At 40.3% G+C, this 26,551-nt stretch carries 23 protein-coding genes and 1 tRNA gene; 11 read left to right on the forward strand and 13 right to left on the reverse strand.

From position 1 onward, the window contains the following. Positions 1-526: 526 nt before the first annotated feature. The 4 genes from mgtE to B9Y87_RS14935 all read right to left on the reverse strand — a co-directional run bounded on the left by mgtE (position 527) and on the right by B9Y87_RS14935 (position 4,919). The gene (mgtE, locus tag B9Y87_RS14920) at positions 527-1,879 is read right to left on the reverse strand and encodes a magnesium transporter (RefSeq protein ID WP_072859790.1); all 1,353 of its coding nucleotides are present in this window, start codon (positions 1,877-1,879) and stop codon (positions 527-529) included. Further along, entirely contained in the window at positions 1,866-2,738 is an 873-nt protein-coding gene (gene rsmA, locus B9Y87_RS14925; protein ID WP_085499776.1) for a 16S rRNA (adenine(1518)-N(6)/adenine(1519)-N(6))-dimethyltransferase RsmA, read from the reverse strand. Before rsmA ends, mgtE begins: the two co-directional genes overlap by 14 nt. Before the next feature lie 16 nt (positions 2,739-2,754). Next, a complete protein-coding gene (locus B9Y87_RS14930; protein WP_072859792.1) occupies positions 2,755-3,066 on the reverse strand; it encodes a DUF4286 family protein in 312 nt (103 codons plus the stop codon). A gap of 68 nt (positions 3,067-3,134) precedes the next feature. Continuing rightward, the gene (locus B9Y87_RS14935) at positions 3,135-4,919 is read right to left on the reverse strand and encodes a tetratricopeptide repeat protein (RefSeq protein WP_085499777.1); all 1,785 of its coding nucleotides are present in this window, start codon (positions 4,917-4,919) and stop codon (positions 3,135-3,137) included. 130 nt (positions 4,920-5,049) lie between these two features. Between B9Y87_RS14935 and B9Y87_RS14940 the strand changes: the two genes are divergently transcribed. From B9Y87_RS14940 to B9Y87_RS14965, 6 genes are all read left to right on the forward strand, one after another. After that, complete coding sequence (locus B9Y87_RS14940) at positions 5,050-5,724, forward strand: response regulator transcription factor (RefSeq protein ID WP_085499778.1); 675 nt, start codon at positions 5,050-5,052, stop codon at positions 5,722-5,724. Positions 5,725-5,757: 33 nt separating this feature from the next. Next, complete coding sequence (locus B9Y87_RS14945) at positions 5,758-7,014, forward strand: sensor histidine kinase (protein ID WP_245808721.1); 1,257 nt, start codon at positions 5,758-5,760, stop codon at positions 7,012-7,014. Positions 7,015-7,085: 71 nt separating this feature from the next. Beyond that, positions 7,086-9,509 carry a TonB-dependent receptor gene (locus B9Y87_RS14950; RefSeq protein ID WP_085499780.1) on the forward strand — a complete coding sequence of 808 codons (2,424 nt, stop codon included), beginning with the start codon at positions 7,086-7,088 and terminating at the stop codon, positions 9,507-9,509. A gap of 86 nt (positions 9,510-9,595) precedes the next feature. Beyond that, positions 9,596-11,572 carry an LTA synthase family protein gene (locus tag B9Y87_RS14955; RefSeq protein ID WP_085499781.1) on the forward strand — a complete coding sequence of 659 codons (1,977 nt, stop codon included), beginning with the start codon at positions 9,596-9,598 and terminating at the stop codon, positions 11,570-11,572. 5 nt (positions 11,573-11,577) lie between these two features. Further along, positions 11,578-12,483: a diacylglycerol/lipid kinase family protein gene (locus B9Y87_RS14960; protein ID WP_085499782.1), complete on the forward strand. Its 906-nt coding sequence runs from the start codon at positions 11,578-11,580 to the stop codon at positions 12,481-12,483. A 141-nt stretch (positions 12,484-12,624) separates the two neighbouring features. After that, positions 12,625-13,137, forward strand: coding sequence for a phosphatase PAP2 family protein (locus B9Y87_RS14965; protein ID WP_245808722.1), 513 nt, complete (start codon positions 12,625-12,627; stop codon positions 13,135-13,137). A gap of 11 nt (positions 13,138-13,148) precedes the next feature. Here B9Y87_RS14965 and serS read toward each other — a convergent pair whose 3' ends face one another. Continuing rightward, complete coding sequence (serS, locus tag B9Y87_RS14970) at positions 13,149-14,420, reverse strand: serine--tRNA ligase (RefSeq protein WP_085499784.1); 1,272 nt, start codon at positions 14,418-14,420, stop codon at positions 13,149-13,151. Between the two features lie 89 nt (positions 14,421-14,509). On the opposite strand from serS, the gene B9Y87_RS14975 reads away from it, so the two are divergent. Beyond that, positions 14,510-14,890, forward strand: coding sequence for a VOC family protein (locus B9Y87_RS14975; protein WP_085499785.1), 381 nt, complete (start codon positions 14,510-14,512; stop codon positions 14,888-14,890). 25 nt (positions 14,891-14,915) lie between these two features. Here B9Y87_RS14975 and B9Y87_RS14980 read toward each other — a convergent pair whose 3' ends face one another. Both B9Y87_RS14980 and B9Y87_RS14985 read right to left on the reverse strand, forming a co-directional pair. Beyond that, positions 14,916-16,235 (reverse strand): HTTM domain-containing protein, encoded by a 1,320-nt coding sequence (locus B9Y87_RS14980; RefSeq protein WP_085499786.1) that lies wholly within the window; start codon positions 16,233-16,235, stop codon positions 14,916-14,918. Further along, the gene (locus B9Y87_RS14985) at positions 16,236-17,162 is read right to left on the reverse strand and encodes a bifunctional riboflavin kinase/FAD synthetase (protein ID WP_085499787.1); all 927 of its coding nucleotides are present in this window, start codon (positions 17,160-17,162) and stop codon (positions 16,236-16,238) included. A gap of 182 nt (positions 17,163-17,344) precedes the next feature. Here B9Y87_RS14985 and B9Y87_RS14990 point away from each other — a divergent pair, with 182 nt between their 5' ends. Both B9Y87_RS14990 and B9Y87_RS14995 read left to right on the forward strand, forming a co-directional pair. Continuing rightward, positions 17,345-20,989 (forward strand): reprolysin-like metallopeptidase, encoded by a 3,645-nt coding sequence (locus tag B9Y87_RS14990; protein ID WP_245808723.1) that lies wholly within the window; start codon positions 17,345-17,347, stop codon positions 20,987-20,989. Positions 20,990-20,993: 4 nt separating this feature from the next. Further along, positions 20,994-21,677, forward strand: a complete 684-nt coding sequence (locus B9Y87_RS14995; RefSeq protein WP_085499789.1) for a hypothetical protein — start codon at positions 20,994-20,996, stop codon at positions 21,675-21,677. 6 nt (positions 21,678-21,683) lie between these two features. Here B9Y87_RS14995 and pth read toward each other — a convergent pair whose 3' ends face one another. The 3 genes from pth to B9Y87_RS15010 form a co-directional block, all read right to left on the reverse strand. Continuing rightward, positions 21,684-22,313: an aminoacyl-tRNA hydrolase gene (pth, locus tag B9Y87_RS15000; RefSeq protein WP_085499790.1), complete on the reverse strand. Its 630-nt coding sequence runs from the start codon at positions 22,311-22,313 to the stop codon at positions 21,684-21,686. A 79-nt stretch (positions 22,314-22,392) separates the two neighbouring features. Continuing rightward, positions 22,393-23,028 carry a 50S ribosomal protein L25/general stress protein Ctc gene (locus B9Y87_RS15005; RefSeq protein ID WP_085499791.1) on the reverse strand — a complete coding sequence of 212 codons (636 nt, stop codon included), beginning with the start codon at positions 23,026-23,028 and terminating at the stop codon, positions 22,393-22,395. Positions 23,029-23,073: 45 nt separating this feature from the next. Continuing rightward, positions 23,074-24,015, reverse strand: a complete 942-nt coding sequence (locus tag B9Y87_RS15010; RefSeq protein WP_085499892.1) for a ribose-phosphate pyrophosphokinase — start codon at positions 24,013-24,015, stop codon at positions 23,074-23,076. Positions 24,016-24,216: 201 nt separating this feature from the next. Between B9Y87_RS15010 and B9Y87_RS15015 the strand changes: the two genes are divergently transcribed. Further along, positions 24,217-24,296, forward strand: a tRNA-Leu gene (locus B9Y87_RS15015). A gap of 89 nt (positions 24,297-24,385) precedes the next feature. Here B9Y87_RS15015 and B9Y87_RS15020 read toward each other — a convergent pair. Next, on the reverse strand, positions 24,386-24,898 hold the full coding sequence (locus B9Y87_RS15020) for a VOC family protein (protein WP_085499792.1): 513 nt from the start codon (positions 24,896-24,898) through the stop codon (positions 24,386-24,388). A 120-nt stretch (positions 24,899-25,018) separates the two neighbouring features. On the opposite strand from B9Y87_RS15020, the gene B9Y87_RS15025 reads away from it, so the two are divergent. After that, positions 25,019-25,327, forward strand: coding sequence for a winged helix-turn-helix transcriptional regulator (locus B9Y87_RS15025; protein WP_085499793.1), 309 nt, complete (start codon positions 25,019-25,021; stop codon positions 25,325-25,327). A 7-nt stretch (positions 25,328-25,334) separates the two neighbouring features. On the opposite strand, the gene bla is transcribed toward B9Y87_RS15025, so the two are convergent. Both bla and B9Y87_RS15035 read right to left on the reverse strand, forming a co-directional pair. Continuing rightward, positions 25,335-26,138: a subclass B1 metallo-beta-lactamase gene (gene bla / locus B9Y87_RS15030; protein WP_085499794.1), complete on the reverse strand. Its 804-nt coding sequence runs from the start codon at positions 26,136-26,138 to the stop codon at positions 25,335-25,337. Positions 26,139-26,293: 155 nt separating this feature from the next. Continuing rightward, a complete protein-coding gene (locus B9Y87_RS15035) occupies positions 26,294-26,455 on the reverse strand; it encodes a helix-turn-helix domain-containing protein (protein ID WP_085499795.1) in 162 nt (53 codons plus the stop codon). Positions 26,456-26,551: the final 96 nt, after the last annotated feature.

Genomic DNA, 26,551 nt, shown 5'->3' on the forward strand with positions numbered 1-26,551 from the left:
TTGGTTTTCCTGATCCGCAGAATAGGGTTCAAAAACTCCGAGATCCAGCTTTTTTCTTTTTAAAAAAGCGCGGAGTTTTGAAACCGGTTTTTAGACATGGTCTAAAAAATTCCTCGGAGAAGGTGTCTTTTCTTTTGTTTCGTTTTCTTTGGACAAGCAAAGAAAATGAAAGAAGAACGTATTCATGAACTTAGTTAACCTCTTGCATTGGACATTAAAAAAATTGCAGGTTCACGAAAACTAATGATAAAAAAAGAACGAAATGCGTAAATAAAAAGTATAATTTCACTGGATTCTCACCAACAAATCCAGCCAAACGTCAAATCATATTAATCCCAAATTTTATAGAAACACAACAAATGATATTGATCCTCCCTTACTCCTATGTAGTATACAAGCACATTTACCATTAAATTACAAGGGTTTTATGTACCCATAAACTCTGTTGGTTAAACCAAGTGCACTAGGGATTACAGCAGGCTACCATGTAGCGCGGAAAGCCCGCCGCCCAAAAAGGCGGAGTGCCCTAAATACCCAAAATAACCTTGGCGATGGAAAAATAGATCAAAATCCCGAAAATATCGTTGCTTGTAGTAATAAACGGTCCAGTGGCTATAGCGGGATCTATGCCCCTTTTGTGCAGAAAGAGCGGTATAAAGGTCCCTATAATCCCTGCCACCACAGTTACGGTGATCAAGGAGATGGAAATGGCCAGGGAGGTAAGAAAACTACCTTTCCATAGCCAGGTAAAAAATAAGAGTATGGATGCCAAAACGGTACCGTTAAGTAAGGCCAACAACATTTCCTTTACTAGCCTTCCGGTGATACTCCCTTTAAGATCGTCATTGGCCAATCCCTGCACCATTATAGCGCTGGATTGCACCCCAACATTACCGGCCATGGCAGCTATTAGCGGGGTAAAGAAGAATAGCACTCCATAATCGCTCATTAGCGTCTCAAATCCACCCATGATGGCTGCGGCCCCTACACCTCCCAAAAGGCCCAGAAACAACCAGGGCAATCTGGCACGGGTCAGGTCCCAAATACTGTCATCTGCCTCTACATCTTGGGAAATACCGGCCGCCAACTGATAATCCTTTTCTGCCTCCTCCCTTATAACGTCCACAATATCGTCTATGGTAATACGGCCAACCAGTCTTCCAATTTCGTCGACCACAGGAATGGCTTCCAAATCGTATTTGGACATGATTTTGGCAACTTCCTCTGGTTTTTCATTTACGTTAACCGCATCTACCTTGGGAATATATACTTCACTGATATGGGTCTTGGTGGAAGTGGTCAACAAATCCTTTAGGGAAAGTCGCCCCTTAAGTTTACCTTCATCATCTACCACATAAATGGAATGTACCCTGGTAACATTTTCCGCCTGCGCCCTCATTTCCTTTACGCAGGTAAGCACGTTCCAATTCTCATTGACCTTTACCAGCTCCTTGGCCATAAGTCCACCGGCCGAATTTTCGTCATAGCGCAACAGGTCCACAATATGCTTGGCATGTTCCCTGTCCTCCAATTCGGAAATAACTTCTTGGACCATATTTTTGGGGAGTTCCCCTATGATATCCGCAGCATCATCGGTATCCAACTCGTCCAACTCTCCGGCTATTTCCTTGGCAGATAGATTGGCGAGGATGGCCTCCCGGACATCTACATCCAACTCCGTAAGGGTTTCCGATGTTTTTTCGCTGTCCAGAAGTTTTATAAGATAGGTGGCATGGTCCTCATCCAATTCGTTGATGATCTCCGCCACATCCGCATAATGCACCTCCGCCAAGAGCGCGGACAATTGCCCATCCTGCTGGTCGTCTATTAGCTGTTCTATTTCAGCTAAATATTCCTCGGTGAGTTTAAATGGTATCATTTGCAATCTTCTGTGTCAACGAAATAAAGTCCGCAACGCTCAATTGTTCCGGGCGCAGGCCAAATATAGCATCTTCTTTGAGAACATCGGAAAGATTGAATGTTTTTAAACTGTTACGAATGGTCTTTCTGCGCTGGTTAAACGCTGCCTTGACCACCTGTTTGAACAGTCTTTCATCCACCTCCAAATGGAAATTTTCCTTTCTGGTAAGTCGCAATACTCCTGACTGCACTTTGGGAGGCGGATCAAATACTTGTGGCGAAACTGTAAATAAATATTCAGCGTCGTAAAATGCCTGCACCAAAACCGATAGAATTCCATAGGCCTTGCTCCCTTCCCTTTCACAAATCCTTTCGGCGACCTCCTTTTGGAACATTCCGGTAAATTCCGGAACCTGATCCTTAAATTCCAACATCTTAAAGACGATCTGGGTGGAAATATTATAAGGAAAATTCCCGGTAATGGCAAACTGCTCCTCCCCAAAAAGGGTCCATAGGTCATACTGCAAAAAATCGGCCTCCAAAACCTTAAATTCTCCTTTGCGCTGCATTAATTTATTGTGCTCCAAAGGAAAACTGTGGTTAAGGTAAATGATAGATTCCTCATCCAGATCCATAGCCACCAAATCGATATCCTTTTCCAACAAATATTTAGTGAGCACCCCAGTACCCGGGCCTATTTCCAAAACATTGCGATAACCATCCAATTTGAGCGTTTCCCCAATTTTTTGGGCAACGGTCTCATCTTTCAAAAAGTGTTGTCCTAAATGTTTTTTTGCTTTTACCGGACTTTCCTCCTGCCAAGGTCTATTGAACTTTTCCTTCTTGGCATGGAGGGCCTTTTTCCCTTTTTTGCTCATGGCGCTGCGTGTTTAATTAATGTTCGCTTATGATCGCCAACTCTGTCCTAAAGGCAACAAACTTACCGGCAAAGAGTTCCATCACTTTTTTACGCAGTCTTTCTGCATCTTCGGCGTAATATTTTTGAAGGGTTTCTTTAGAATCTGTGGTATATTGAATGGAGTACGTAACCCCTCCCATCTCCTCCTCCACCAAAACCTGGGACATAATAGCCTTGGTAAACTTTCCGGTTTCCAACATCTCCGGGATATGGACCTCCTTCATCCAGGACAACCACTGTCCTTGGATAGATTCTTCGATATTCATGGTAACATTGTAAATATACATGCTATTTCTTTACTTTCCCGAAAGGGAATATTTATATTCATTTTAAGGACAGGCCAAGGTATTGGGCACTAATTAATACTGTCTCCCCGCAACATCCTGAAATTCCTTCTTGCCAGCGGAAAAAAGTAACTATCCTGATAGTTATAGATAATTTTCTCGTAATGCACCTTGGCCTTTTCGGGCTGATCCAGAATATTGCGATACAATTCCGCCAGGGCGAAATTGGCATCATCGGCCAAAATATCGTTGGCATAGAATTCCACTATTTTAAGGTAGTTAAATTCCGCCTTTTCATAATCCTTTAATTCGATTAAAATTTCGGCCTGTTTCAAAAGTGCCTCATCCTCTATTTTTTCCCCTTTATGATTTTGGAGAATATCTTCCAACAGCTCCACTGCATCCTTCTTTTTATTTTGATAGGCCAGAAAATCGGCCCGGGCATACTTCTTTAAGGCCGTTTGGGTAGAATCTTCCAAGGAGTTATCGGAAATCAACAGGCTTAGTTGCATGGCGTCATTGGCAATCAATTGCGAGGTAGACCCCCTCAGTATCTTTAATTGCGTTAAAGACCAATCAAAATCCCCTTTGTAAAAACTAGTTTGCGCCACCTTAAAACGGGCATCCTGACCAAGGACATCGTTTTTTAAATCTTTCTGAATCTGGGAAAAATAGATCAAGGCCTGATTAAACTGTCGGTCAAAGACCAAAATATCGCCCAAAGTACTTTTAATATAGGATTTGCTATAATTATTCAGGGGCAGCTCCAAACATTGGCGTAATATCCCAATAGCAGGTTCGGGGTTATTTTTATTGAAGGTCAAGAATTTGGCATAGGCTATCTGTAGCTGGAGGGTTTCCATTTGGTAACCGTGTACGCCGAGCAGGTCATCGAACTTCTTTTGGACCTTATCCAGCACCTTATCATCAACTTCCAATAAATCCAATTCAATAAGATTCAGCTGGGCATCCAGCGCCACTATAGGGTCTGCACTATTTTCGGATATATATAGAAATACATCCTTTGCGGTATCTAAATCCTCTTCCTCCATGGCCAGTTTTCCCAATCCCTGTAAACGCTGCAACGAAGTCTCCCCACCCCTTTTGTAAATGGCCTTTTCTTGGTTAAAGGCGCTCCTAAATTGTTTTTGTTGAACAAAAAGCCAACTCAGCAATTCGTTCCAAAGGATATCCGGGCTTCCTTGCGCATTCTGAAGCAACACCTTTTTGAATTTTATGTTATTTGGATTTTCGGCCTCGGTACTAATAAAATCGTTAATATTGCGCAGTACATTTGCCTGGGAAGCCTTGCCTTCACTTATTAATTTTAAATAGGATTCATACATCTGCTCTATATTCCCCTGCTCCCCGTAGATTCTGGCTTTTTGAAAATTATAATCCAACTGGGGATTAAGCTCCATGGCTAGGGAATATGCCTTTATGGCATAATCCAACAAAGCATATTTCTGAAACCTATAACCAAGGCCATAGCCAAAATTGGGATTCTCATTAATTTTTTGGAGGGCTGCATTGTAATACTCGGTCGCCTTTTCCGGTTGGTCCTGCAAGGTATAATTGTACCCCAGCTCAATGAGCATGGTAGGATAAATATTTTGTTCGTTCACCGCCTTCAGCAAAAATTCCTCGGCCTTATCATACTTTTCCAATTGTTGGTAGCAGGCCACTAAGCCTTCGCCATAATCTGTCCGCATCGGATTTTTGGCAACCAACTTTTCATAGAACACTACGGCCTTATCAAAAGCACCATCCTCAAAATACTGTTTCGCCAAAAAGTCTTCTTGGGAAAGCAACAGTTGGGAACAAGAAAAAATAAGTATGAATAAAAGTAGTCGCAAAGATTCTTTTTTTCAAAGATACGTAGAATGTACAAAGTGGGTGTTAAGGCCAATATAAAGAATTATAAGTAGGCCAAACTTTAAATTCAGCTTAGATTTAAGCTGTAACTTTGTTTATTATTTTTTTTGGATGAAACTATTAATTGCAGAGGACGAAATTTCCTTACAACAATCCATTGTCACCTATTTGGAAAGGGATGGGAATGTTTGCGAATGTGCTTCCAATTATGAGGAGGCCATTTACAAAGTATCCCTATACGATTATGACGTAATTATCCTAGATGTTAATTTGGTCACCGGCAGCGGTCTGGAAGTCCTAAAACATTTAAAAAAGGAAAAGAAAAAAACGGGTGTGATCATTATTTCGGCGAATAATTCCTTAAGCGATAAACTTGAAGGTCTGGATTTGGGAGCAGATGATTACATAACCAAGCCCTTTCATTTGGCAGAGCTTAATTCGCGGATTAAGGCTGTTTTGAGAAGGGGCAAATTTGGCGGTGATGAAAATATTTTATTTAATGAAATAAGGGTAGATACAGGAGCGAAATCGGCCTATGTCCTTGACAAACCCTTGACCCTGACCCGCAAGGAATACGATTTATTGCTTTTCTTTATTACCAATAAAAACAGGATCCTCTCCAAAGAAATTATAGCAGAACATCTCTGGGGGGACAACAGCGATCTGGCAGATAATTTCGATTTTATATATGTCCATATCAACAACCTACGAAAAAAATTAACGTCTGAAGGCGCAAAATACATCAAGACAGCTTACGGAAGTGGTTATAAATTCACAGAAGAATAAAACTTGGCCAAAAAGAACATAAAAATACCTTTATTGCGAAAAGCGTCCAAATCATTTCTTTGGGCAAGCATGCTATTGATGGTCCTTAGTACCATTGCCCTATTCTTTTATGTACGATGGTTGCTTGAAAAGGAGGTAGAAGAGGAATTATTTTCCGCAGAAGCTAGAATAGAAAGTGCACTATTGGCAGGGCAACACCCCAGTTCTTTGGCCCCCATAATAGAGATTAATGAAGTAGACGAATTAAAAACAGCTTTTACCAAGGACACAGTTATCTTCGATCCTTCCCAAGATGAAATGGAGTTGTTCAGGGAACTTTCTACCTATAAAAGCATCAACAGTAAATCGTATAAGATATCCGTGCGCGTCCTTGTCGTGGAAACCAACCAAATTTTATGGGCCATTATTCTTTCCTATATGGTCATAATACTCTTGGTCTTTGTTTTCCAATTCTACCTGAACAAATCCAATAACAAAAAAATATGGAATCCGTTCTTTCATAATTTGGAGCAAATGAAAAAGTTTTCATTATTGTCCAAAGAACCTTTACAACTATTGGACAGTGAAATCCTGGAGTTTTCTGAATTAAACAAAGAAATTTCCCAGTTAACGGGTAAAGTACGTGATGATTATGAAAATTTAAAGCAATATACAGAGGATGTTTCCCACGAACTACAGACCCCCTTGGCCATTATACAGGCCAAAATTGAAAATATAATTAATGGCCAATCGTTAACCGAGATACAATTTAACCAGTTGGCGTCCATACAAAAAGACATACAGCGACTAACACAATTAAATAAACGCTTGGCATTGTTGACCAAGTTGGAGAACCACCAGTTTACGCACAGGGCGAGTATTGATATCACCGATTTAATAGCCCAAATCATTTCCAATTTTAATGAGATTTCCACGATTAGCTTAACCTTCGAAAAAGCCAGTAACATCATGGCCAATATGGACCCTTATTTGGCGGAAATATTATGCAACAACATCATTTCCAATGCCATAAAACACAGTTCTCATGGAAAACCCATAAATATAGAGTCGAAGAACATGGTTCTTTCCGTCTACAATTATGGCGCCACTTCAATTGCCAATCCGCAACAGCTTTTTACAAGGTTTTACAGGGAAAATAAGGAATTTAAATCGACCGGACTGGGTCTTGCCATAGTTAAGAAAATATGTGACCTTTACGGTTACGACATTACTTACGCCTACATAAACGGGCATCACTGTTTTTCTATAGATTTTGGCTCCACCACGTCCACAAGGAAATTGTCGAGCTAAGTTATCGGGCTTTAAATTCTCTTTAGATTACTCCCTTACTTTTCGGGCAAAATTGAATTCTGACTACCAATATGATCAAGAATACCAACTTCTTATTAACATTTATACTTTTTGGTCTTTCTATTGTTTCTGCTCAAAAATCCATAAGTATCACCGGGCAATTGCTAGACGCCTCCACCAAAGAACCAATGCCATTTGCAAATGTAGCGGTCAACCATTTTCCCGATAATTCTTTGGTAACTGGAGGTATTACGGAAGATGATGGAAAATTTTTTATCGAAAATATCCCTGTTGGCACCTACACCATATATTTTACCTATATAGGATATGCTTCCACCTCACAAAAAATTACCACCAGTGGACTTAATCTCGTTTTTGATCTGGGTCGGGTAGAATTATCCCCGGACGCCGAAATGTTGAATGAAATAGAGGTTACAGGAAAACAGTCCACTACCAATGCTGAATTGAATAAAAAATCCTTTAATCTAAGCGACAATATTGCCCAATCTGGGGGCTCTGTACTGGATGCCATGAAAACCATGCCCGGGGTAACCTTTGATCAGGACGGAAAGGTAATACTTCGGGGAAGTGACAAGGTCGTTATTTTAATAGACGGAAAACAATCCAGTCTTACCGGATTTGGCAATCAGAAGGGATTGGGCAATATCCCTGCGGCCAATATTGAAAAAATAGAGATAATCAATAATCCATCGGCCAAATACGACGCCAATGGTTTCGCCGGAATCGTCAATATCATTTATAAAAAGGAAAAAAAGACCGGATTTAATGGAGATGCCGGACTCTCGCTTGGTTTGGGGGCATTGGGTAAAAAGAAGGAGGATACCAAAACCGATCTTGGATCTTATTCCCTTAACCCCAAACTTATTCCCAGTCTAAATTTCAACTACAAGGCCAATAAATTAAACTATTTTTTACTGTCGGAATTTATTTTACAGGAGGCCCTACCGAATAACGAATTTACCACGAGACACTATGACGACGGCAAAAATATCATATCACAGGTGCCGGAAAACCGTAGACAATTCCGTGCCATTATTAATGGGGGCATAGATTGGGAACTAAATGAAAATGATGTTATAACGGTTTCGGGTATGTACGACCGCGAAAAGCACATAGACACTTCACAGGTTGCTTTTACAAATTTGGACACAGATAGCCGGGAAAGGTATTACAATTGGCAGGAGGAAGAGGTTACAAGTTATATAAATATCGCCGTAAATTACAAACATAAATTTTCGAAGATAGGCCATACCCTTAGCGCAAATGCCCAATACACCAGGGGGCTGGAAGATGAAAGCTATTTCCTGAACGACAGTTCTGCCATAAGGGTCGGACGGGATGCCACCAATATTTTGGCCATTGAGCATACGACCAGCCTATCTGCAGACTACTCCAGAGCTTTTAAGCATGGGAAAATAGAATTGGGATCCAAAGTAAGAATCAGAAGGTTGCCGGTGGAGTACACTATAACTCCGGGGAACAATAGTATTATATATCCTGATATGGGTACCTTTTCCGACTGGGGAGAAAACCTCTACGCCCTTTATACCAACTATTTGCTGGAAAAGGAAAAATATGATATTGAAGCCGGCTTGCGTGCAGAACATACTGATGTATTTTACGACATAGACCCGGCTAACAACTATTACCAGAACAACGACGCCTACAATTATTTTGAACTTTTCCCCAGTTTGCGCTTTACCTATAAATTAAATGATCATAACAGGTTATCCATGTTTTATAATAGACGGGTAGATCGACCTGGCGAACCCGAACTGCGCATTTTTCCCAAATATGATGATCCGGAACTCTTAAAAGTGGGCAATCCGTATTTACGTCCCCAATTTACGGACGCCATGGAGGTGGCCCATAAATACAGCTGGGGAACGGGCTCCCTTTTTTCTGCCCTCTACCACAGAATGATAAAAGATCAATATATGCGTATTTTTAGCTTGGACGAATCCAACCCGGATTATGACATTGTAAACAAAATATATCAAAATACGGGTTATGCCACCAACACGGGTATCGAATTGCTGATGAGTCAGGATATTACCAAAAATTGGAAACTTTCCGCCAGTTTAAATTGGTATGTAAACCACATAGACCACTATACCGGCACTTTGCTATTCCCCTATGTGAGACCATTTTCTATTGAAAAATCTTCCGATAATGCAGGTGATTTTAAAATTAACAATGAAATTGTTCTGCCCGCAAATTGGACCCTGCAGCTTACTGGGCTGTATTACTCCGAAAAGAATATTCCCCAAGGCAAACAACTGTCCCGATCCTTGATTGATGCCGGTCTAAAGAAAATAGTTTGGGAAGGCCATGCAGAATTTACCCTCTCCGCCTCGGACATTTTTAACACCTTTGGCCTGAGACAAAAAATTGTTGGAGAAGGCTTTAGCGCTTCCTATGAAAATTATTATGAAACTCAGATCATAAGAGCCGGATTTAAGTATAAGTTTTAACTGGTGCAAAGACCCAAGGAGTTTGACTCTTTAAAATTTCTTTAGAATGTTATCCTAATATTAACTCATATTTATCGATTCAAAAAATGTGGCAAAAAATATTCCCCGACCGATTTGCACTGCTAAAAACCTTTATCTGCATTTTCCTAATACTGTCCTTCTTAGTTAGGACCGTATTTTTATTTTGGAGCTTTGGGGAAATTGACACCTCGATCACAACAATAATCTCCACCTTTGGTATCGGGTTTTTATTCGATGTAGGCACTGTTTCCTTCTTTGCTCTGCCCTACTCTTTATATTTACTGCTGATGCCGCAAAAATTTCACGGAAGTATCGTAGACAAATCAATCACCTATTTTGCTTATAACATAGGCCTAATTATATTCCTGTTTTCGTTCTTTGCAGAAATCACTTTTTGGGACGAATTTAAAAATAGGTTCAATTTTATTGCGGTAGATTATTTGGTCTATTCCTACGAGGTGGTCAAAAACATAAACGAATCCTACCCCATCCCCTATTTGGTCGGCCTGATTTTAATTGCCGTTGGGCTATTGATCTTTATTACCTACAAAAAAGCGGCATTTACCAAAACATTTAAAAGCAACACCCCCTTTAAAGCCAAGTTATTACCCTTCCTTGCCGTTCTATTTATTGCTATTATTTCTGGATTATTTATTAAGAACAAACAGGCAGAACAGTTTGCCAACAGGTACAACAACGAATTGTCCAAGGCCGGAATCTATTCCTTTTTTGCCGCCTTCAGGAACAACGAACTTTCTTTCGACGATTTTTATAAGACTATAAATACCGATAAGGCTTTTGATCTGGTGAAAGCATCCTACAAAAATGAAAAGGCAACTTTCCTAAAACCAAAAGACCATTCCATACTTAGAACAATTCAAAATACAGATTCAGTAGCCAAGCCCATTAAGCCGAACATTATTTTCATTTGTATAGAAAGTTTGAGCGGCAAATACTTGAACACCCTTGGTGGCGATTACAACATTACCACAACCCTGGACAGTTTGGCATCTAACAGCATATTTTTCACCAATCTGTATGCCACTGGAACAAGAACAGTCCGTGGTATGGAAGCCATAACCCTATCCATTCCTCCTACACAGGGAAGAAGTATTGTGAAAAGAACAGACAATATAGGACTATTTACTATTGGGGAAGTATTTAAAAACATGGGGTATAGCCGTAATTTCTTTTATGGCGGAGATGGTTATTTCGATAATATGAACACCTACTTTGGTGGCAACGGATTTAATATCGTAGACCGTGGCAGAGGTTTTCTACTGGACAAGGAAATAAAAACCACAAGAACCAACATTGAGGATGACGAAGTAACATTTGAAAATGCTTGGGGCGTCTGTGATGAAGACATTTATAGAAAGGTGATAAAGGAAGCCGATATGGCCCACGAAAACAACAAACCCTTTTTTGATTTTGTGATGACCACCTCCAATCACAAACCCTACACTTATCCTGAAGGTTCAATAGATATCCCATCTGGGACCAGCAGACAAGGGGCTATAAAGTATACCGATTATGCTATAGCCCAATTCTTGAAAATTGCCAAGACAAGGCCATGGTTTAAGAATACTGTTCTGGTTATTATGAGCGATCATTGTGCCAGCAGTGCCGGAAGAGGGGAACTGGATATCAACAATTATCACATCCCGGCCATGATTTGCAATCTTCAGGATACTGCACCACAAAAAATAAATAAGCTTTGTTCCCAAATAGATATGTTTCCCACGGTATTTTCGTTATTAAACTGGGATTACACCAGTAATTTGTTCGGAAAAAATATCTTTAGTATGAAACAGGAGGACGAAAGGGCGTTTATTGGCAATTACAGGAAATTGGGCCTTTTAAAAGGAAATAGAGTAATGGTTTTGGGAGATCAAAAGAAGTTTAACTTTTACGAATGGAATTCCACCAATAATAACCTAACCCTAATTCCAACAGACAAAAATTATTTGGACACCACCATAGCATTTTACCAGGCAGCCAATTATTTGTACGCCCACAACGGGCTAAAGACACAGCAATAAATATTTTGAGAAATATTCATTTTATAATCAATCCAAAGGCCGGTTCCGGTAATATTTTTTTGGAAAAGGAATTTCTTAGATCTTACTTTAAGGAAACTGAATATCTCCTTTCCGTTAAATACTCCAAATATAAAAAACAGGCTATTTCACTTACCAAAGATTCCATCCAAGAAGGTGCCCAAACCATTGTAGCATGTGGAGGGGATGGTACCATCAATGAGGTTGCCTCTTGTCTGGTAGGCACAAATATATTGCTGGGAATTATTCCTATAGGATCGGGAAACGGACTGGCCTCCCATCTTATGATTCCATCAATTATTGAAAAAGCTATTGAAATAATTAAAAATAACCATATAGTAACTATAGATGTTGGAAAAGTAAATGAATCCTTTTTTTTCAGTAATACCGGAATGGGTTTCGATGCCAATGTCATAAAAAACTATGAAGCCTTAAAAAAGAGAACCCTTATTGGTTATCTAAAGGCCTCTCTTAGATCTTTTATCGAGTTTAAAAGAGGAAGGGACGTAAGGATATCCATAGATGAGGACCATACCATAAATAACCCATTTTTAGTATTCGTTTCCAACTCCAATGAACTGGGATTCAACATTAGCTTAACCCCGAAAGCCTCTTTAATGGATGGCCAGTTGGACGTACTAATAGTTCCCGAACTAAGTAAATTAAAAATGTTGTTGTTCGGCGCATTAATGTTGGTACGTAAGTACCATTGGCTAAAGGAGATCAAAACCTATCAAACCAAAACATTACAAATTTGCAGGAATGACGGGCTATTTTTAGATTCGCAAATAGACGGGGAATTCTACAAAGTAGAAGAAAAACATATTAATATTTCCATAATGGAAAAATCCTTGGGCATTCTTGCTCCCCAAAACATGGAACCCCAGCTTTAGTTTATCTTTAAATTCATATATTTTATTTGCTTATCAAATATGCCCAGCATATCACATATTAGTCAACGCTAATAAATTATGGTTTCCAACTTAAGTCAGGGGTTTATAAAATTCCATCCGCATATCAAAACCCTGTTATTATTGCTGATCACACTATTCGGCACAATGCTAAAGGCCCAGGACAAAACTATTACCAATTTAGGGGATGTATTATTATTTACCATGCCGACAACAGCCCTGGGCACTTCTATAATTACTGGAGACCAAAAGGGAACATGGCAATTTACCAAAGGATTCCTCTTGAACCAGGCACTCACCATTGGTTTAAAAATGGCCATAGACAAGCCTAGACCGGATTTGAGCAACAATTCCTCCTTTCCCTCAGGCCATACCTCTATCACCTTTCAGAGCGCTGCTTTTATCCAAAAACGCTATGGTTGGAAATATGGTGCTGCAGCCTATGCGCTGGCCGGTTTTACGGGCTATTCCAGAATACAGGCCGATAAACACGATGGTTGGGACGTTTTGGCAGGCGCCATAATTGGTGTGGGAAGCTCCTATATTTTCACTACCCCATATCAAAAGAAACATATGGAAATCACCTTTAACAAAAGTGATGGCCATTATCTACTAGGCTATAAATACAAATTTTAATCCAACTGGTTTTAGCTGATTTTATCAAAACCGGTATAAGGGATAAGGACTTCAGGAATTTGGATTCCATCCTCTGTCTGATAATTTTCCAATATTCCGGCCAATACCCTGGGCAAGGCCAAGGAGCTGCCATTTAAGGTGTGTGCCAACTGACTTTTGCCATTTTCGTCCTTATAGCGCAGTTTTAATCTATTTGCCTGAAAAGTTTCAAAATTGGAGACCGAACTAATTTCCAACCAGCGATCCTGAGCGGTTGAAAAGACCTCAAAATCAAAGGTAAGGGCAGAAGTAAAGCCCAAATCGCCTCCACAAAGTCGTAAGATCCTATAAGGCAATTTTAGTTCCCTAAGTATGTTTTTAACATGCTCTACCATACCATCCAAGGCCTCATATGATTTAGTTGGATGTTCAACCCTAACTATTTCTACCTTGTCAAATTGATGCAAGCGGTTAAGTCCGCGCACATGGGCACCATAACTCCCGGCTTCCCTCCTAAAACAAGGAGTATAAGCGGTATGCGTAATGGGAAAATCGGATTCGCTTAAAATAACATCCCTAAAAATATTGGTTACCGGTACCTCGGCGGTGGGGATGAGATAAAGATCATCCTCACCTACGTGATACATTTGTCCCTCTTTATCGGGTAACTGACCCGTACCATAACCAGAAGCCTCATTTACCAAATGTGGCACTTGAATTTCATTATATCCGGCGGCGGCATTCTTATCCAAAAAGTAGGAAATAAGGGCTCTTTGCAATCGAGCACCTTTACCCTTGTACACAGGAAATCCAGCACCAGCTATCTTTACTCCCAGTTCAAAATCTATAATGTCATATTTCTTGGCCAATTCCCAATGTGGTAGCGCACCCTCTTTTAGGGTTGGGATATCCCCTTCCCTGAACACCTCTTCATTATCCTCCTCAGTGTTACCAGCAGGTACTGATGAATGTGGAACATTTGGAATTTGGTACAGTAAATTTTGTAGTTCGGTTGCAGTTGCCGTCAAGGCCTCGTTCAAATCCTTGGACTCCTCCTTCAAACTACCGGTTCTTTCCTTTAAGACGTTGGCTTCCGCAGCCTTACCGCTTTTATAAAGTTGGCCAATTTCCTTTGAAATACTGTTGGATTCGGCAAGTGTATTATCTAGGCGTGCCTGCAGGGACCGTCGTTTTTCATCCAATTGAAGAACGCTTTCAATAAGCGGAAGGGCTTCAATATTACGCTTTTTCAACGCTTCAACTATTTGTTCCTTATCCTCACGGATTGCCTGTAACTGCAACATTTTTTTTAATTTTTATCCTGCAAATTTAACCTAATCTTCGGATTTTCGGCATAAATTTAAACCGGATATAATTAGCAAAATTAAATTTTATGGTTTTTGAACACATCGCTTTGAACGTAAAAAACGTAGAGGATATTAAGGATTGGTATGTTTCCAATATGGGATTAGAAGTAGTTTTTGAACAAACTGAGGCTCCTTTTATGACCTTTTTTGAAGATTCAACAGGACGGGTAATTTTGGAACTGTACTATAGACCGGATGAAGAAATTACAGATTTTAAAACGAAGCACCCATTAAACTTTCATATGGCCTTTGTTTCCCAAAACGCTGAAAAAGATAAAAATAGATTGCTGGACAAAGGAGCCAGTTTTGTTGAGGAAATAACAAAGGAAGACGGCAGCCATTTGGTAATGCTCCGGGACCCGTGGGGTATGCCACTACAACTTTGCCATAGAACCAAACCGTTTTAACAAGCCAGAAGTCAATACTATTACTCTAATTTTTGGATGGGGAGGGCAAGATCCAATCGTTGTGCCCAAAATAATTCCAGGACGCGCTAGCAAGGTCTATTTTTGGATCGATAAATTCTTGGTACGGTTTTCCATTTACACTCACCCTGGAGTTTACAAAAACCGAAATATCTTCTCCCCGTTCAGTGTATTCCCGTTTTAAGCGTTGGGCAAACTGCCACATAAAATCTGGATAAGATTTAATTTTACTCTTCTGTCCCCTTGTTAAATAATCGTCCAAATTTACGAGATACGAATTTCCAGTGGTATGGTTCACTATACTGAAAGTAGTAATTCCGGTGCGGCTCCTCAACATCATTCTCCAACTTAACCTGTGTCCCTCCTCTGTCCACAACACATCGTCCTTTATAAAATAATGGCGTACCGGCAGGGCCAATTGAATCAAAAAATAAAGCGATAAAACTCCTAAAACCAATTTTTTTTGGGGCGGCACAACAATGGCATCCCCTTGGTAAGGTTCCTTCTTTTTAAAAAACAATTTCCGAATAGATTCAGGCTCAAAAAAGAATACCGTAAACGCTAATGCCAAATAAGGAAAAATTCCGATTTGAAAGACTATGGAATTGAACAAATGAAAGAATATGGAAGCAAAAAAAGCCCATTTACGAGTCGGTTTCCACAAGAGGGCAGGTACGATCAACAAATCGAACAAAATACCCGAAACACCAACAACACTATGAACCATAGGTTCCTGAAGCAGCCCACCAATAATGGGATAAGATTTTTTATTTTTAAAAAGAATCTCAATAATACTAAAATCCAACCAATCCCCATACAACTTGGCCACGGAGGCATAGGTATAGACCATAAACAACTGTAAAACAATAGCCCATTTGATGTAGGCGGACATGTGACTCGTCCTTATGGAAGGGTCTCTCTTGGCATCCAGAGAATAATTCCTGTTTGCCGGTAAAAAAGTCATTATCAGCGCAATCAATACCAGCAGGTAATAATGATTGTTGTAGGCTGTTTTTTGCATCAGGTAAACACCGGTCCAGAGCAGGGCAAAGGCCGCAGCGCTCCATCGGTACCTATAACCAAGGGCAATACAAATCCCCAAGGTACCCATGGCAACAAAATACAAATACATGCCTATTCCCGGTAATGGTTGCAACCAATCGAAACCAATAAAATTGAAGGTAAACTCCGGGTCTATCAGATTTTTTTTGACCCATCCCGTAGCAATGGCACCATAGCATTCAAGGCTTACCAGAATGCCAAAAAATATCCTAAAAATTAGGAGCGGACTATTATCGATTTGCTTAAAAAGAAACCGATCCAACATTTAATTAAAGATTATGGAAAGGGACGTCTCCCGGTCTTTGTTCAATTGTGCCTGTAGAGCTTCCAGGGAATTGAACTTTTTTTCGTCCCTTATCCGATCAATAATATCGACCTGTATTTTCTTTCCGTAAAGATCCTGATCAAAATCGAAGAAATTAATCTCTATACTTTTGGTCTTGCCCTCCACGGTAGGATTAAAACCTATGTTCATCATTCCAAAAACAGTTTTGCCGTTTAATACACTGCTCACTACATAGACCCCGTTTTTGGGTATTAACTTGTACTCCTCGGGAATGGATAAATTAGCAGTTGGAAAGTTTAATTTCCTCCCCAATCCTTTTCCTCTAACAATGCTTCCTGTTAGCATATAATTATACCCCAAATACATATTGGCCGTTTTCATATCCCCATCTTCCAAGGCTTTCCTAATTTTTGTGGAACTAACGGAAACATCATCCACTTCCTGGGCAGATATTTCCTCCACCTCAAAATCCAAGGCATTCCCAAAAGCCATCAAATCATTAATATTGGCATTCCTATTTCTGCCAAACCTATGATCATAACCAATAATGATTTTTTTGGTCTTTAAATCGTTGACCAAAATATCCCTAACGAACTGTGTTGCGGATAAGCGTGAAAATTCTTTGGTAAATGGATGTACAATTAGATAATCGATACCCAATTCCTCCATAATTTTTATTTTTTCATCAATGGTGTTCAAAAGCTTTATAGAAACATCTTTTTGAAGTACCATTCTAGGATGCGGAAAAAAAGTAAGCACCGTAGATTTCAACTCCAATACTTTGGCATTATTTATGAGACGTTCCAATATTTTACGATGACCAATATGTACACCATCAAAAGTGCCAATGGTAATGGCAGTAGGGTGCTCTTTATCGTAATTGGAGATGCTTTGAACTGTTATCACAAAAATGGAATAATAAAAAAACTTATCTTTGAGTTTGTACTAAACCCAGCTTGATGGTTGTAAAATTACGTCTTGTTTTTTCAATATCCATATTTTTTCTTTGCTATTGCGGTTTTGGTCAAACCAAATATTGGGATAAAACCGATTCCGGGAGCCGTCGATTACAGAGGCAGTCAACAAAGTTGGAAATAAGGAACGGCGTTACTTTTTCCCTAAAGAAGGATATTTTCATCAACGAGCTTAAGGCTGCCCAACGCAATAAGGCCTCAAAAATAGTGAGTTTTCCGGATGAAAACGGGGACTTGATTCCTTTCGTTGTTCAAGAAGCCTCCGTCCTTTCCCCAGAACTTTCCAAGAAATACCCCCAAATAAAATCATATGTCGGTAGAGGTTTAAATAACGAAAAGGATAGGGTAAGATTTAGTGTTTCCCAAAACGGTGTACAAAGCATGATTGTTTACGGCGAAAACAAAAATGCTACCTACATGCAGAAGGTTTCGGATTCCGACAATGAATATATAGTGTACAATAGGAAAGATGCCTATATGATGAACACTAATTTCATTTGCGAGACCACCTCCCTTATAGAAAAAGACAAAGGGCCTACCGCCTTAAAGTTGGTAGACGGCCAGGTGTTGAGAAAATTTCGGGTGGCCATCTCTGCAACTGGGGAATATACCGAGTTCCACGGCGGAACAGTACCGGATGCCCTAGCCGCCATTAATGCTACCATTACACGGGTAAATGAAATTTTCGAAACCGATTTGGGAATCAGTCTGGAAATTGTTGCCAATACCGATGAGGTCATCTACACGGACAAGGATACCGATCCCTATGGAACAAATCTTAATTCTGAAGTACAAAATACCTTAACTACGGTTATTGGCGCTGAAAACTACGATGTAGGCCATTTGTTTCAAAAGGACCAAAATGGGGGCAATGCCGGATTTATTGCCTCGGTATGCATAGATTCCAGAAAAGGGAGTGCCTATTCCTCTGCCCTTATACCACAAGGGGACATTTTTGACCTGGATTTTGTGGCGCACGAGATGGGACATCAGTTTGGCGCCAACCACACCTGGTCCTTTGAATCCGAAGGCACTCTGGTACAGGCCGAACCAGGAAGCGGAAGCACAATCATGGGATATGCAGGTATTTCCGGAAATAACAATGTAGCCCTGAACGGGGACGACTATTTTCATTACTACAGTATATTTCAGATATCGGAATATATCAAAACAACAAGTTGTGCCCAAGAAATCTCCTTGTTGAACAGTCCACCCGAAATAGTGCCCACCGGCAACTTTACCATCCCAAAATCTACCGCCTTTAGGTTAAGGGGCAATGCCACCGATGCGGACATAGATGATATACTTACCTACAATTGGGAACAAATAAATGACGGCATAGTTACCCATAACACCTTTGGGCCCACAAATCTCAGTGGCGCCAATTTTAGATCCTTAAAACCAACGGTAACTCCAACAAGATATTTTCCAAGGTTGAGCAGTATTGTATCGGGCAACCTTACCCAAACCAACCCCAACGTAAATACCACTTGGGAAACCGTTTCCTCTGTAGAACGGGAACTGGACTTTGCACTTACCGTCAGGGACAATTCCCTTGGGGGCGGGCAAGTTGCTTCGGACCTTGTCAAGGTTACGGTCATAGACAATGCCGGACCCTTTGTAGTAACTTCCCAGTCCATCAATGAGATGTACACTGCAGGCACACGACAGGAGGTTACCTGGGATGTAGCGAAAACAAATCAGGGTCCCGTAAATACACAAAAAGTTGACATCTATTTTTCTGCCAATGGTGGGGCTTCCTTTCCCATAAAATTGGCGGACAGCGTACCCAATGATGGGCAACAAGACATATTGATCCCAGGATTTGCTACTCCTACGGGCCGAATAATGGTCAGTGCCCACGACAATATTTTTTTAGCGGTAAACGCTTCCGATTTTACCATAACACCATCAGACATAGTATTGAATTTTGCCCAATTGCAACACGAAGTTTGCCAAGGAAATGATTTAATTGTGCCCTTCAACTACCAAACATATAATGGTTTTTCAGAGGAGGCCACCTTTTCCGCCATTGGCATGCCCCCGGGATTGACAGTCGATTTTTCCCCTACCTCCACCATGGTGAACGACACCCTAGTGAATATTACCTTTTCCAATACGGATTTGGTAACTCCCGGCAATTACCCTATAAGCATAGTGGCCACTTCAGAAAACGTATCTAAGGAAGTTGTAATAGATGTGAAAATATTGGAAACTACCTTTGCGGATGTGGTCTTGCAATTACCCACCAATGGCTCTACAAGTGCGCGCATAGCCTCACAATTGGAATGGGAATCCAATAGTTCTTATACCTCCTATGATGTTGAGATTGCCGATGACGCGGCCTTCACCAATATTATTGATTCGGCCACTGTTATTTTCAACTACTATTTGGCCACCGATCTGGCAGAGGAAACCACTTACTATTGGCATGTTAAACCCAAGAATAGCTGTGGAGAGGGAACCTTTGGTCCGGCCTTTAGCTTTACCACCTTGGAGCTAAACTGTGCTTTGGAATCGGCCAAGGATTTGCCCATTACAATATCTACAACCGGAGCACCCACCATAACTTCTACCATTACCCTTTTGAACGACCTGCCCGTAGCAGATATAAATGTTAATCTGGATCTGACCCATTCCTTTCTCGCGGATTTGGAAGTAACCCTTATATCCCCTGCAGGCACCAGGGTAATTCTTGTATCCAATTCCTGTGGAGGAAATCAGGATATCCTGGCTACATTTGACGATAGCGCAGAAGGATTTATATGTGGGACAACTCCGGCCATACAGGGCGCGGTAAGACCTTTAGGCTCTTTGGCAGCTTTTAATGGAGAATCCACCTATGGGGACTGGATATTGGAGGTCAAGGACATTGCTGCCTCGGATGGAGGGTCCTTAAATGCCTTTTCTATGGATATTTGTGTAGAAGGTACCTTTAGGGCAGACGAAGATAAAGACGGTGTTTTTGATGATGGGGATGACCTATGTTTAAACACCCCTATGGGGGCCACAGTGAATTTGAGCGGATGTGCTGTTTATATTTTACCTGCAGATAATTTTGAAGTAGAAATCAACAGCGAATCCTGCAGCAACCAAAATAACGGTTCGATACGTATCGTAGCCGGCACAAATATGGACTACGACTTTACGCTCGTTGGCAATGGAATAAACGAGAGCAATAATTTCACCAATTTCTTTTTTAAAGAAGGCCTAGCGGCAGGGACTTATGAAATATGTATTATTGGAACAGAAGAGGACAAGGTATATGAACCCTATTGTTTTCAAGCTATCATTACCGAACCTCCACCCTTGTCCGTAACTTCCAAGCTCACCGCCTCTGGTAGCCAGGCCATATTGAACTTGGAAGGGAGCGATTTGTACCATGTTGAGTTGAACGGCATAGTTACACAAACAAAATCGTCCAGCATTACCCTCGAACTTAAACAAGGTATCAATCAAATTAAGGTTTCGACCAATTTGCAATGTCAAGGCGTCTATGAAGATCAATTGTTCCTTATGGACGAACCTTTAGTATTCCCCAACCCATTTGAGGAGGAGGTCAAAATTTTCCTAAATAACGGACCGGAAACCGTAAATGCGCAAATTTTTAATTTTGCAGGCCAATTGATCCGCAAAAAGGACTATCCTTTAATTAGCAATGAAATTAGTATTAATTTTACCGGCTTGCCTTCGGGTATCTATATTCTTAAATTTAAGGGAGAAGGTGTAAATAGTAATGTTAAGGTTGTAAAAAAATAAACGGATGAAACCATTAACCGTAATTTTATGTTTTTTGGCCCTAGTGGGTTGCGGAGGGAAAGACTCTCCCAAGCCACCCTTGTCCGCACAGCTAGTCTTTCCGGAAAAAAATTCGGAATGCACTACCGGCATAGCTATAACTGGAACCAATAATTCTACGGTGCAATTTAGATGGCAAGCATCGGACCACACGGAATCTTATGAATTAAGGGCTACCAATTTGAATACCAACACCACCCAAACCATTGTGGTAGGCGGCACCTCAGCAAATTTGAATATTGAAAGGGGAGCCCCTTATTCGTGGCAAATAGTTTCCAAAAACACTCAAGTTTCGGAAACGGCACGTAGCGAAACCTGGCGTTTTTTTAATGCTGGTACAGAAACCACCCATGCTCCGTTTCCCGCAGAGGTCATAGCTCCCAAAACTGGATCCAACATAGCCAGGGACATCAACAATGAGGTTCTTCTGGAATGGGAAGGCGCAGATGTGGACAATGATCTGGAAGGATACGAAGTCTATTTTTCTACCGAAACCCCGCCAACTACCCTGATAAATACCTTAACATCGGGGAAATCCGATCTAAAGGTAAGTGTTGAAACCAACACCGTATATTATTGGAGAATTGTTACAATCGACAGGGAGGGCAATACCGCTACAAATAATATTTCTGAGTTCAAAGTACGATAAAAATACTTAGGTTCCGTTGTATTCGTTCATTGTCCTGTTCACACCGGAAAGCACAAATGAACGTATGAGCGCATTGATTCTCCCATAACGTTCCACCAAGGCATCCTTTTCCTCCTGGTTCCATTCGCCCAAAACATAATCTATCTGTTTACCTTTTCCAAAATCGGATCCAACACCAAACCTTAACCTATTGTAATTGGCAGTAAGAAGGTACTGTTGAACATCTTTCAGTCCATTATGTCCCCCATCACTGCCTTTGGTCTTTAAACGAATGGTTCCGAAGGAAAGATTAATATCATCTGTAATAATAAGTACATTTTCTAGGGGAATATTTTCCTTGTCCATCCAATACTTTACAGCTTTTCCACTTCTGTTCATATAGGTTGAGGGCTTAAGACAAATTATACTCCTCCCTTTAACCTTAAAGGCACCCACATCTCCCAACTTTGCTGTTTCAAAGATAAAATCCTCCTCCCTGGCCAAGGAGTCCAAAATTTTAAACCCTATGTTATGTCGGGTCTCCGCATATTCCTCCCCTATATTTCCAAGTCCCACAACTAAAAATTTCTTCATGGCGTCTTTTTCATCCAACAACGTCCCGTTCAATTTGAAAAATGATTCTAAAAACTGGAACATATCACTATTATTGAAGTTCGTAAAAATACAAAAGCATCCCGCAGATACGGGATGCTTTTACATTTATTTTAGATAAAAACTATGCTTCACCACCTTCAGCCGGTGCTTCTGCAGCAGCTTCTGCCCCTTCTTCTCCTTCTTCTTCATCATCCTCATCTGTCATGACCGCATTACGTGCAGCCTTAACCTGAACAACCACGGTGTTTTCTGGGTGAAGAATGGTAAATTCATCTTTCAACAATGTTGCTACGGAAATATTTCCACCGATTCTCAATTTAGAGATATCAACATCAAAGAAATCTGGCAAATTGTCTGGTAACGCCTTAATGGTAAGTTTTCTTTTCCTAAACAATAATCTACCACCATTTCTAACCCCTGGAGAGTTACCCAACAATCTTACAGGAATGTCCATAGTAACTTCCTTATCCTTGAACAACTGATAAAAGTCTACATGTAAAATGCTATCTGTTACAGGGTGAAATTGAATATCCTGCATTACCGCATCGTATTTTTTACCCCCTTCCAAATCAACCACAACAGTGTGTGCGTTTGGAGTGTACACTAAATCCTTGAACGATAGTTCGTCTGCTGCAAAGTGTAATGGTTTATCCCCTCCGTAAATAACGCAAGGAACCTTTCCAGCATTACGTAAGGCCTTTGTTGCTTTTTTGCCTACGCTTTCTCTTTCTGATCCTTTAATTGTAATTGACTTCATTGTATTTATTAAATATTAATTAAATTACTTACTCATAATATACTTCTACATCAGAAACTTGGAACTAATGGAAGTATTGTGATGTACCCTGTGCATGACATCGGCAAACAACTCGGCACAACTTATTACCCTTATTTTTTCACTTTCCCTTTTTAAGGGTATGGAATCGGTTACAATAAGTTCCGATAATTTCGATTTTTCAATTTTCTCGTACGCATCCCCTGAAAGAAGTGCATGTGTGGTAATTGCCCTTACGCTTACCGCTCCTCTTGCCATCATTAAATCTGCGGCTTTGGTCAAGGTTCCGGCCGTATCGACCATATCATCTACCAAAACCACATTTTTTCCCTCTACATCCCCAATAAGTTCCATATGTGAAATTACATTGGCCTGTGCCCTTTGCTTGTAACAAATAACAACATCACATCCAAGCGCCTTGGAATAGGCATAGGCCCTTTTTGATCCGCCCATATCCGGTGAGGCTATGGTAAGGTCACTAAGGTTAAGGCTGTCCAAATAAGGCAAGAACAAAGTGGACGCAAATAAATGGTCTACCGGCTTTTCAAAAAAGCCCTGTATTTGATCGGCATGCAGGTCCATGGTAATGATACGGGTAGCACCTGCCGCCTCCAACATTTTGGCTACCAATTTGGCCGCTATGGGAACCCTAGGCTTGTCTTTTCTATCCTGTCTGGCCCAACCAAAATAAGGCATTACTGCGGTTATATGCCTTGCAGATGCCCTTTTTGCAGCATCCAACATCAACAACATTTCCATCAGGTTTTCGGGACCAGGATTTGTAGAACCAATAATAAACACACGCATTCCACGTATAGATTCCTCAAAGGATGGCTGAAACTCCCCATCGCTATATCTAGAAAAAATAACATTGCCTAAATTGGAACCAAAGTGTTCCGCTATTTTTTCGGATAGCTTGGTACTTTGTGTACAGGTAAAAATTTTAGGCTCCGGTACTTGATATGGCATTGTTAATCTATTGTTTATTAGTTTATTGGAACTCCTTTTTATAAGGAGGTGCAAATTTAGAAATTAATTTGGGTTGCTAAAGTATAAATGTTGTTATTTTTTTGGTGATATAAAGAAAATATTTTTTAGTTTTGCAGTCTCAAATGAATCAGGGGTTAAAAGAACAACTGAGAAAACTGAAAAATAAGAAATAATTACCTTGCTCGAGTGGCGGAACTGGTAGACGCGCTGGATTCAAAATCCAGTTCTTCGGAGTGTGGGTTCGATTCCCACCTCGAGTACAAAGAAAACCCCGTAAATCAAATGATTTACGGGGTTTCTCATTTTATATAACTTCTTTAACAAGAGACCAGGGATCAATTATTTTACGCTATTTGGTATAAGCCCCAGAAGAATAGGTGAGTTCATAGCTATGCGTATAGACTTCAAATACAATCCCGAAAGGATCCTCTACATAACACATTTTATAAGGTTTGTCCTCCGGATAATATTCCCTAACGGGCATTCTTTGCTTACCACCATGGGCCACTATCTTGGCCACAAGCTCCTCTATATTGGGATCCTGTACACAAAAGTGGAATAGACCGGTATTAAACGGATTAAACTCCGGCACTTCCTTTACTCCATGCGGAAAAGTAAACAATTCTATCCCAATGCCATCCGAGGTAGCCATATGGGCAATTTCAAACTCCTCCCAATCCTCGCCAAAAACATCGATACACATTTGACCAATGGCTGTTTCCCTCTCCTTCTTTACTGTGGAGGGCTGCATAATTATATACCAGCCCATAACCTCAGAATAAAATTTTACGGCTTCCACAATATTGGGAACAGTAATTCCTATGTGGGAAAATGATTTTGGATAAGTTTTATTTGTATTCATCTATTCTATTTTAGACCACAAAAATAATCTATATTTGCCCAAATGGCAATAACTTACCAAAAAGTAATATAGTTACCAAATAGAGTATTTTATTGATTATAAATAGATTACAATACCAAAATGAGCAAAAATAATTGCCCCTTGCATTATACCCTGAACCTAATTGGTACCAAATGGAAGCCTTTAATACTGTTCCATCTCTTGGAGGGACCTTTGAGGTCTGGTGTTTTACAGAAGAAGATTTCCGGGATTTCCAATAAAATGTTTACCCAGACCGTTCGGGAATTGGAGCAGGACGGACTAATTGCACGGGAAGTTTTTCCCGTTGTACCTCCAAAAGTGGAGTACAGCTTGACCGATAAGGGAAAATCCCTAGAGAACATTTTAAGGAATATGGATGAATGGGGCGCTACCTTTTATAAAGACTAAGACCTTTTTAATCGAACAGTTTTACGGTATAATCCAATAGTTCGATACCACCAGCTATTCCGTGCCCAGGAATTACCATCTTGGCGGTAGGATATTTTTGTTTTATTTTTCTCACCGTATTGGACCAGGCCATTACGTTGGCATCCCCCAAATAGCCTTTGGCAGCACCTACTTCCTTAATAAGGCATCCTCCAAAAATGGTATTGTCCTGAGGGAAGTAAGCTATTACATTATCCTTGGTATGGCCCTCCCCATAATATTCTACATATGCCTTTTTACTCCCAATATTTAAAGTAAGACTATCGGCAAAACCGTTCAAGGGCTTGGAGAATTCTTTCCCCTTGACCCCCAACAATTCTATGGTTTTATTGGATGCATATGCTGAAATGTTGTCTTTAAGGAAGGTTTCCAACCCTCCAACACAATCTCCGTGAAAATGTGTTGGTACCACCGCTCTTATATTACCATTAAGCTTTTTGGACACATAGTTTATCAATTCTTGAGAACTTTCATCATCCGTTGGTGTATCAAAAACTATCGCTTCATTTTCGTAGACAACCAACATGCCATTACAGGCCACCCTGCCAAAATCATTGGTATTTAAGAATGAAATATGTTGGTATATGTGGTCCGATAGCCGATGGATTATTAGATTATCTGATTTATAAACTATTAGGCTATCCGTTTTAAAAGCTTTTTCGGTTTGATCGTTAAGCTGCTGATCGGTGTGTTTTGGCTTGTTGGGGGCACCATTACATGAAACAAGCATTAAGCCTAAAAAGAAAAAATGGATTATTATGTATCTGGACATAGCGGAGATATATTGGAATAATGGAATAGCACAAATATAGGTTGCCGTATTATTATACTTAATGGAAGTTATTAAAATTGTTTGATATTATACTTTTCGTTACCTGTTTCGCCAAAATATTCCGGGTTAATTTTTTATCATAGTACCTTAACATTTCATATTATCCCTAAAACATGGCATAGCACCCTTAGAGTGCGCCCCCTTGGCCCTACTCCAGACTCAATACGCTGAATGGTTCGCACAGATAAGCCCGCTTTCTCAGCCAGTTCATCTTGAATAAGTTTTAGTTTTTCACGATATGAACAAAGTTTGGACATTCTTTAAAATGAGCTGCAGGATGATAAATGGATTTACACCATTAATTTTAAAGTTCTATAGACCATTGGTCATAGCCTTTATCCCAAATACCTTTT

This window comes from Arenibacter troitsensis (assembly GCF_900177645.1).
In the GTDB taxonomy this organism is placed as follows: Bacteria; Bacteroidota; Bacteroidia; order Flavobacteriales; family Flavobacteriaceae; genus Arenibacter; species Arenibacter troitsensis.

Excerpts from the sequence above, each read along its gene's own strand:
- mgtE (WP_072859790.1), bottom strand. The coding sequence starts at position 1,879 with ATGATACCATTTAAACTCACCGAGGAATATTTAGCTGAAATAGAACAG.
- rsmA (WP_085499776.1), bottom strand. The coding sequence starts at position 2,738 with ATGAGCAAAAAAGGGAAAAAGGCCCTCCATGCCAAGAAGGAAAAGTTC.
- B9Y87_RS14930 (WP_072859792.1), bottom strand. The coding sequence starts at position 3,066 with ATGTATATTTACAATGTTACCATGAATATCGAAGAATCTATCCAAGGA.
- B9Y87_RS14940 (WP_085499778.1), top strand. The coding sequence starts at position 5,050 with ATGAAACTATTAATTGCAGAGGACGAAATTTCCTTACAACAATCCATT.
- B9Y87_RS14950 (WP_085499780.1), top strand. The coding sequence starts at position 7,086 with ATGATCAAGAATACCAACTTCTTATTAACATTTATACTTTTTGGTCTT.
- B9Y87_RS14955 (WP_085499781.1), top strand. The coding sequence starts at position 9,596 with ATGTGGCAAAAAATATTCCCCGACCGATTTGCACTGCTAAAAACCTTT.
- serS (WP_085499784.1), bottom strand. The coding sequence starts at position 14,420 with ATGTTGCAGTTACAGGCAATCCGTGAGGATAAGGAACAAATAGTTGAA.
- B9Y87_RS14975 (WP_085499785.1), top strand. The coding sequence starts at position 14,510 with ATGGTTTTTGAACACATCGCTTTGAACGTAAAAAACGTAGAGGATATT.
- B9Y87_RS14980 (WP_085499786.1), bottom strand. The coding sequence starts at position 16,235 with ATGTTGGATCGGTTTCTTTTTAAGCAAATCGATAATAGTCCGCTCCTA.
- B9Y87_RS14995 (WP_085499789.1), top strand. The coding sequence starts at position 20,994 with ATGAAACCATTAACCGTAATTTTATGTTTTTTGGCCCTAGTGGGTTGC.
- pth (WP_085499790.1), bottom strand. The coding sequence starts at position 22,313 with ATGTTCCAGTTTTTAGAATCATTTTTCAAATTGAACGGGACGTTGTTG.
- B9Y87_RS15005 (WP_085499791.1), bottom strand. The coding sequence starts at position 23,028 with ATGAAGTCAATTACAATTAAAGGATCAGAAAGAGAAAGCGTAGGCAAA.
- B9Y87_RS15010 (WP_085499892.1), bottom strand. The coding sequence starts at position 24,015 with ATGCCATATCAAGTACCGGAGCCTAAAATTTTTACCTGTACACAAAGT.
- B9Y87_RS15020 (WP_085499792.1), bottom strand. The coding sequence starts at position 24,898 with ATGAATACAAATAAAACTTATCCAAAATCATTTTCCCACATAGGAATT.
- B9Y87_RS15025 (WP_085499793.1), top strand. The coding sequence starts at position 25,019 with ATGAGCAAAAATAATTGCCCCTTGCATTATACCCTGAACCTAATTGGT.
- bla (WP_085499794.1), bottom strand. The coding sequence starts at position 26,138 with ATGTCCAGATACATAATAATCCATTTTTTCTTTTTAGGCTTAATGCTT.
- B9Y87_RS15035 (WP_085499795.1), bottom strand. The coding sequence starts at position 26,455 with ATGTCCAAACTTTGTTCATATCGTGAAAAACTAAAACTTATTCAAGAT.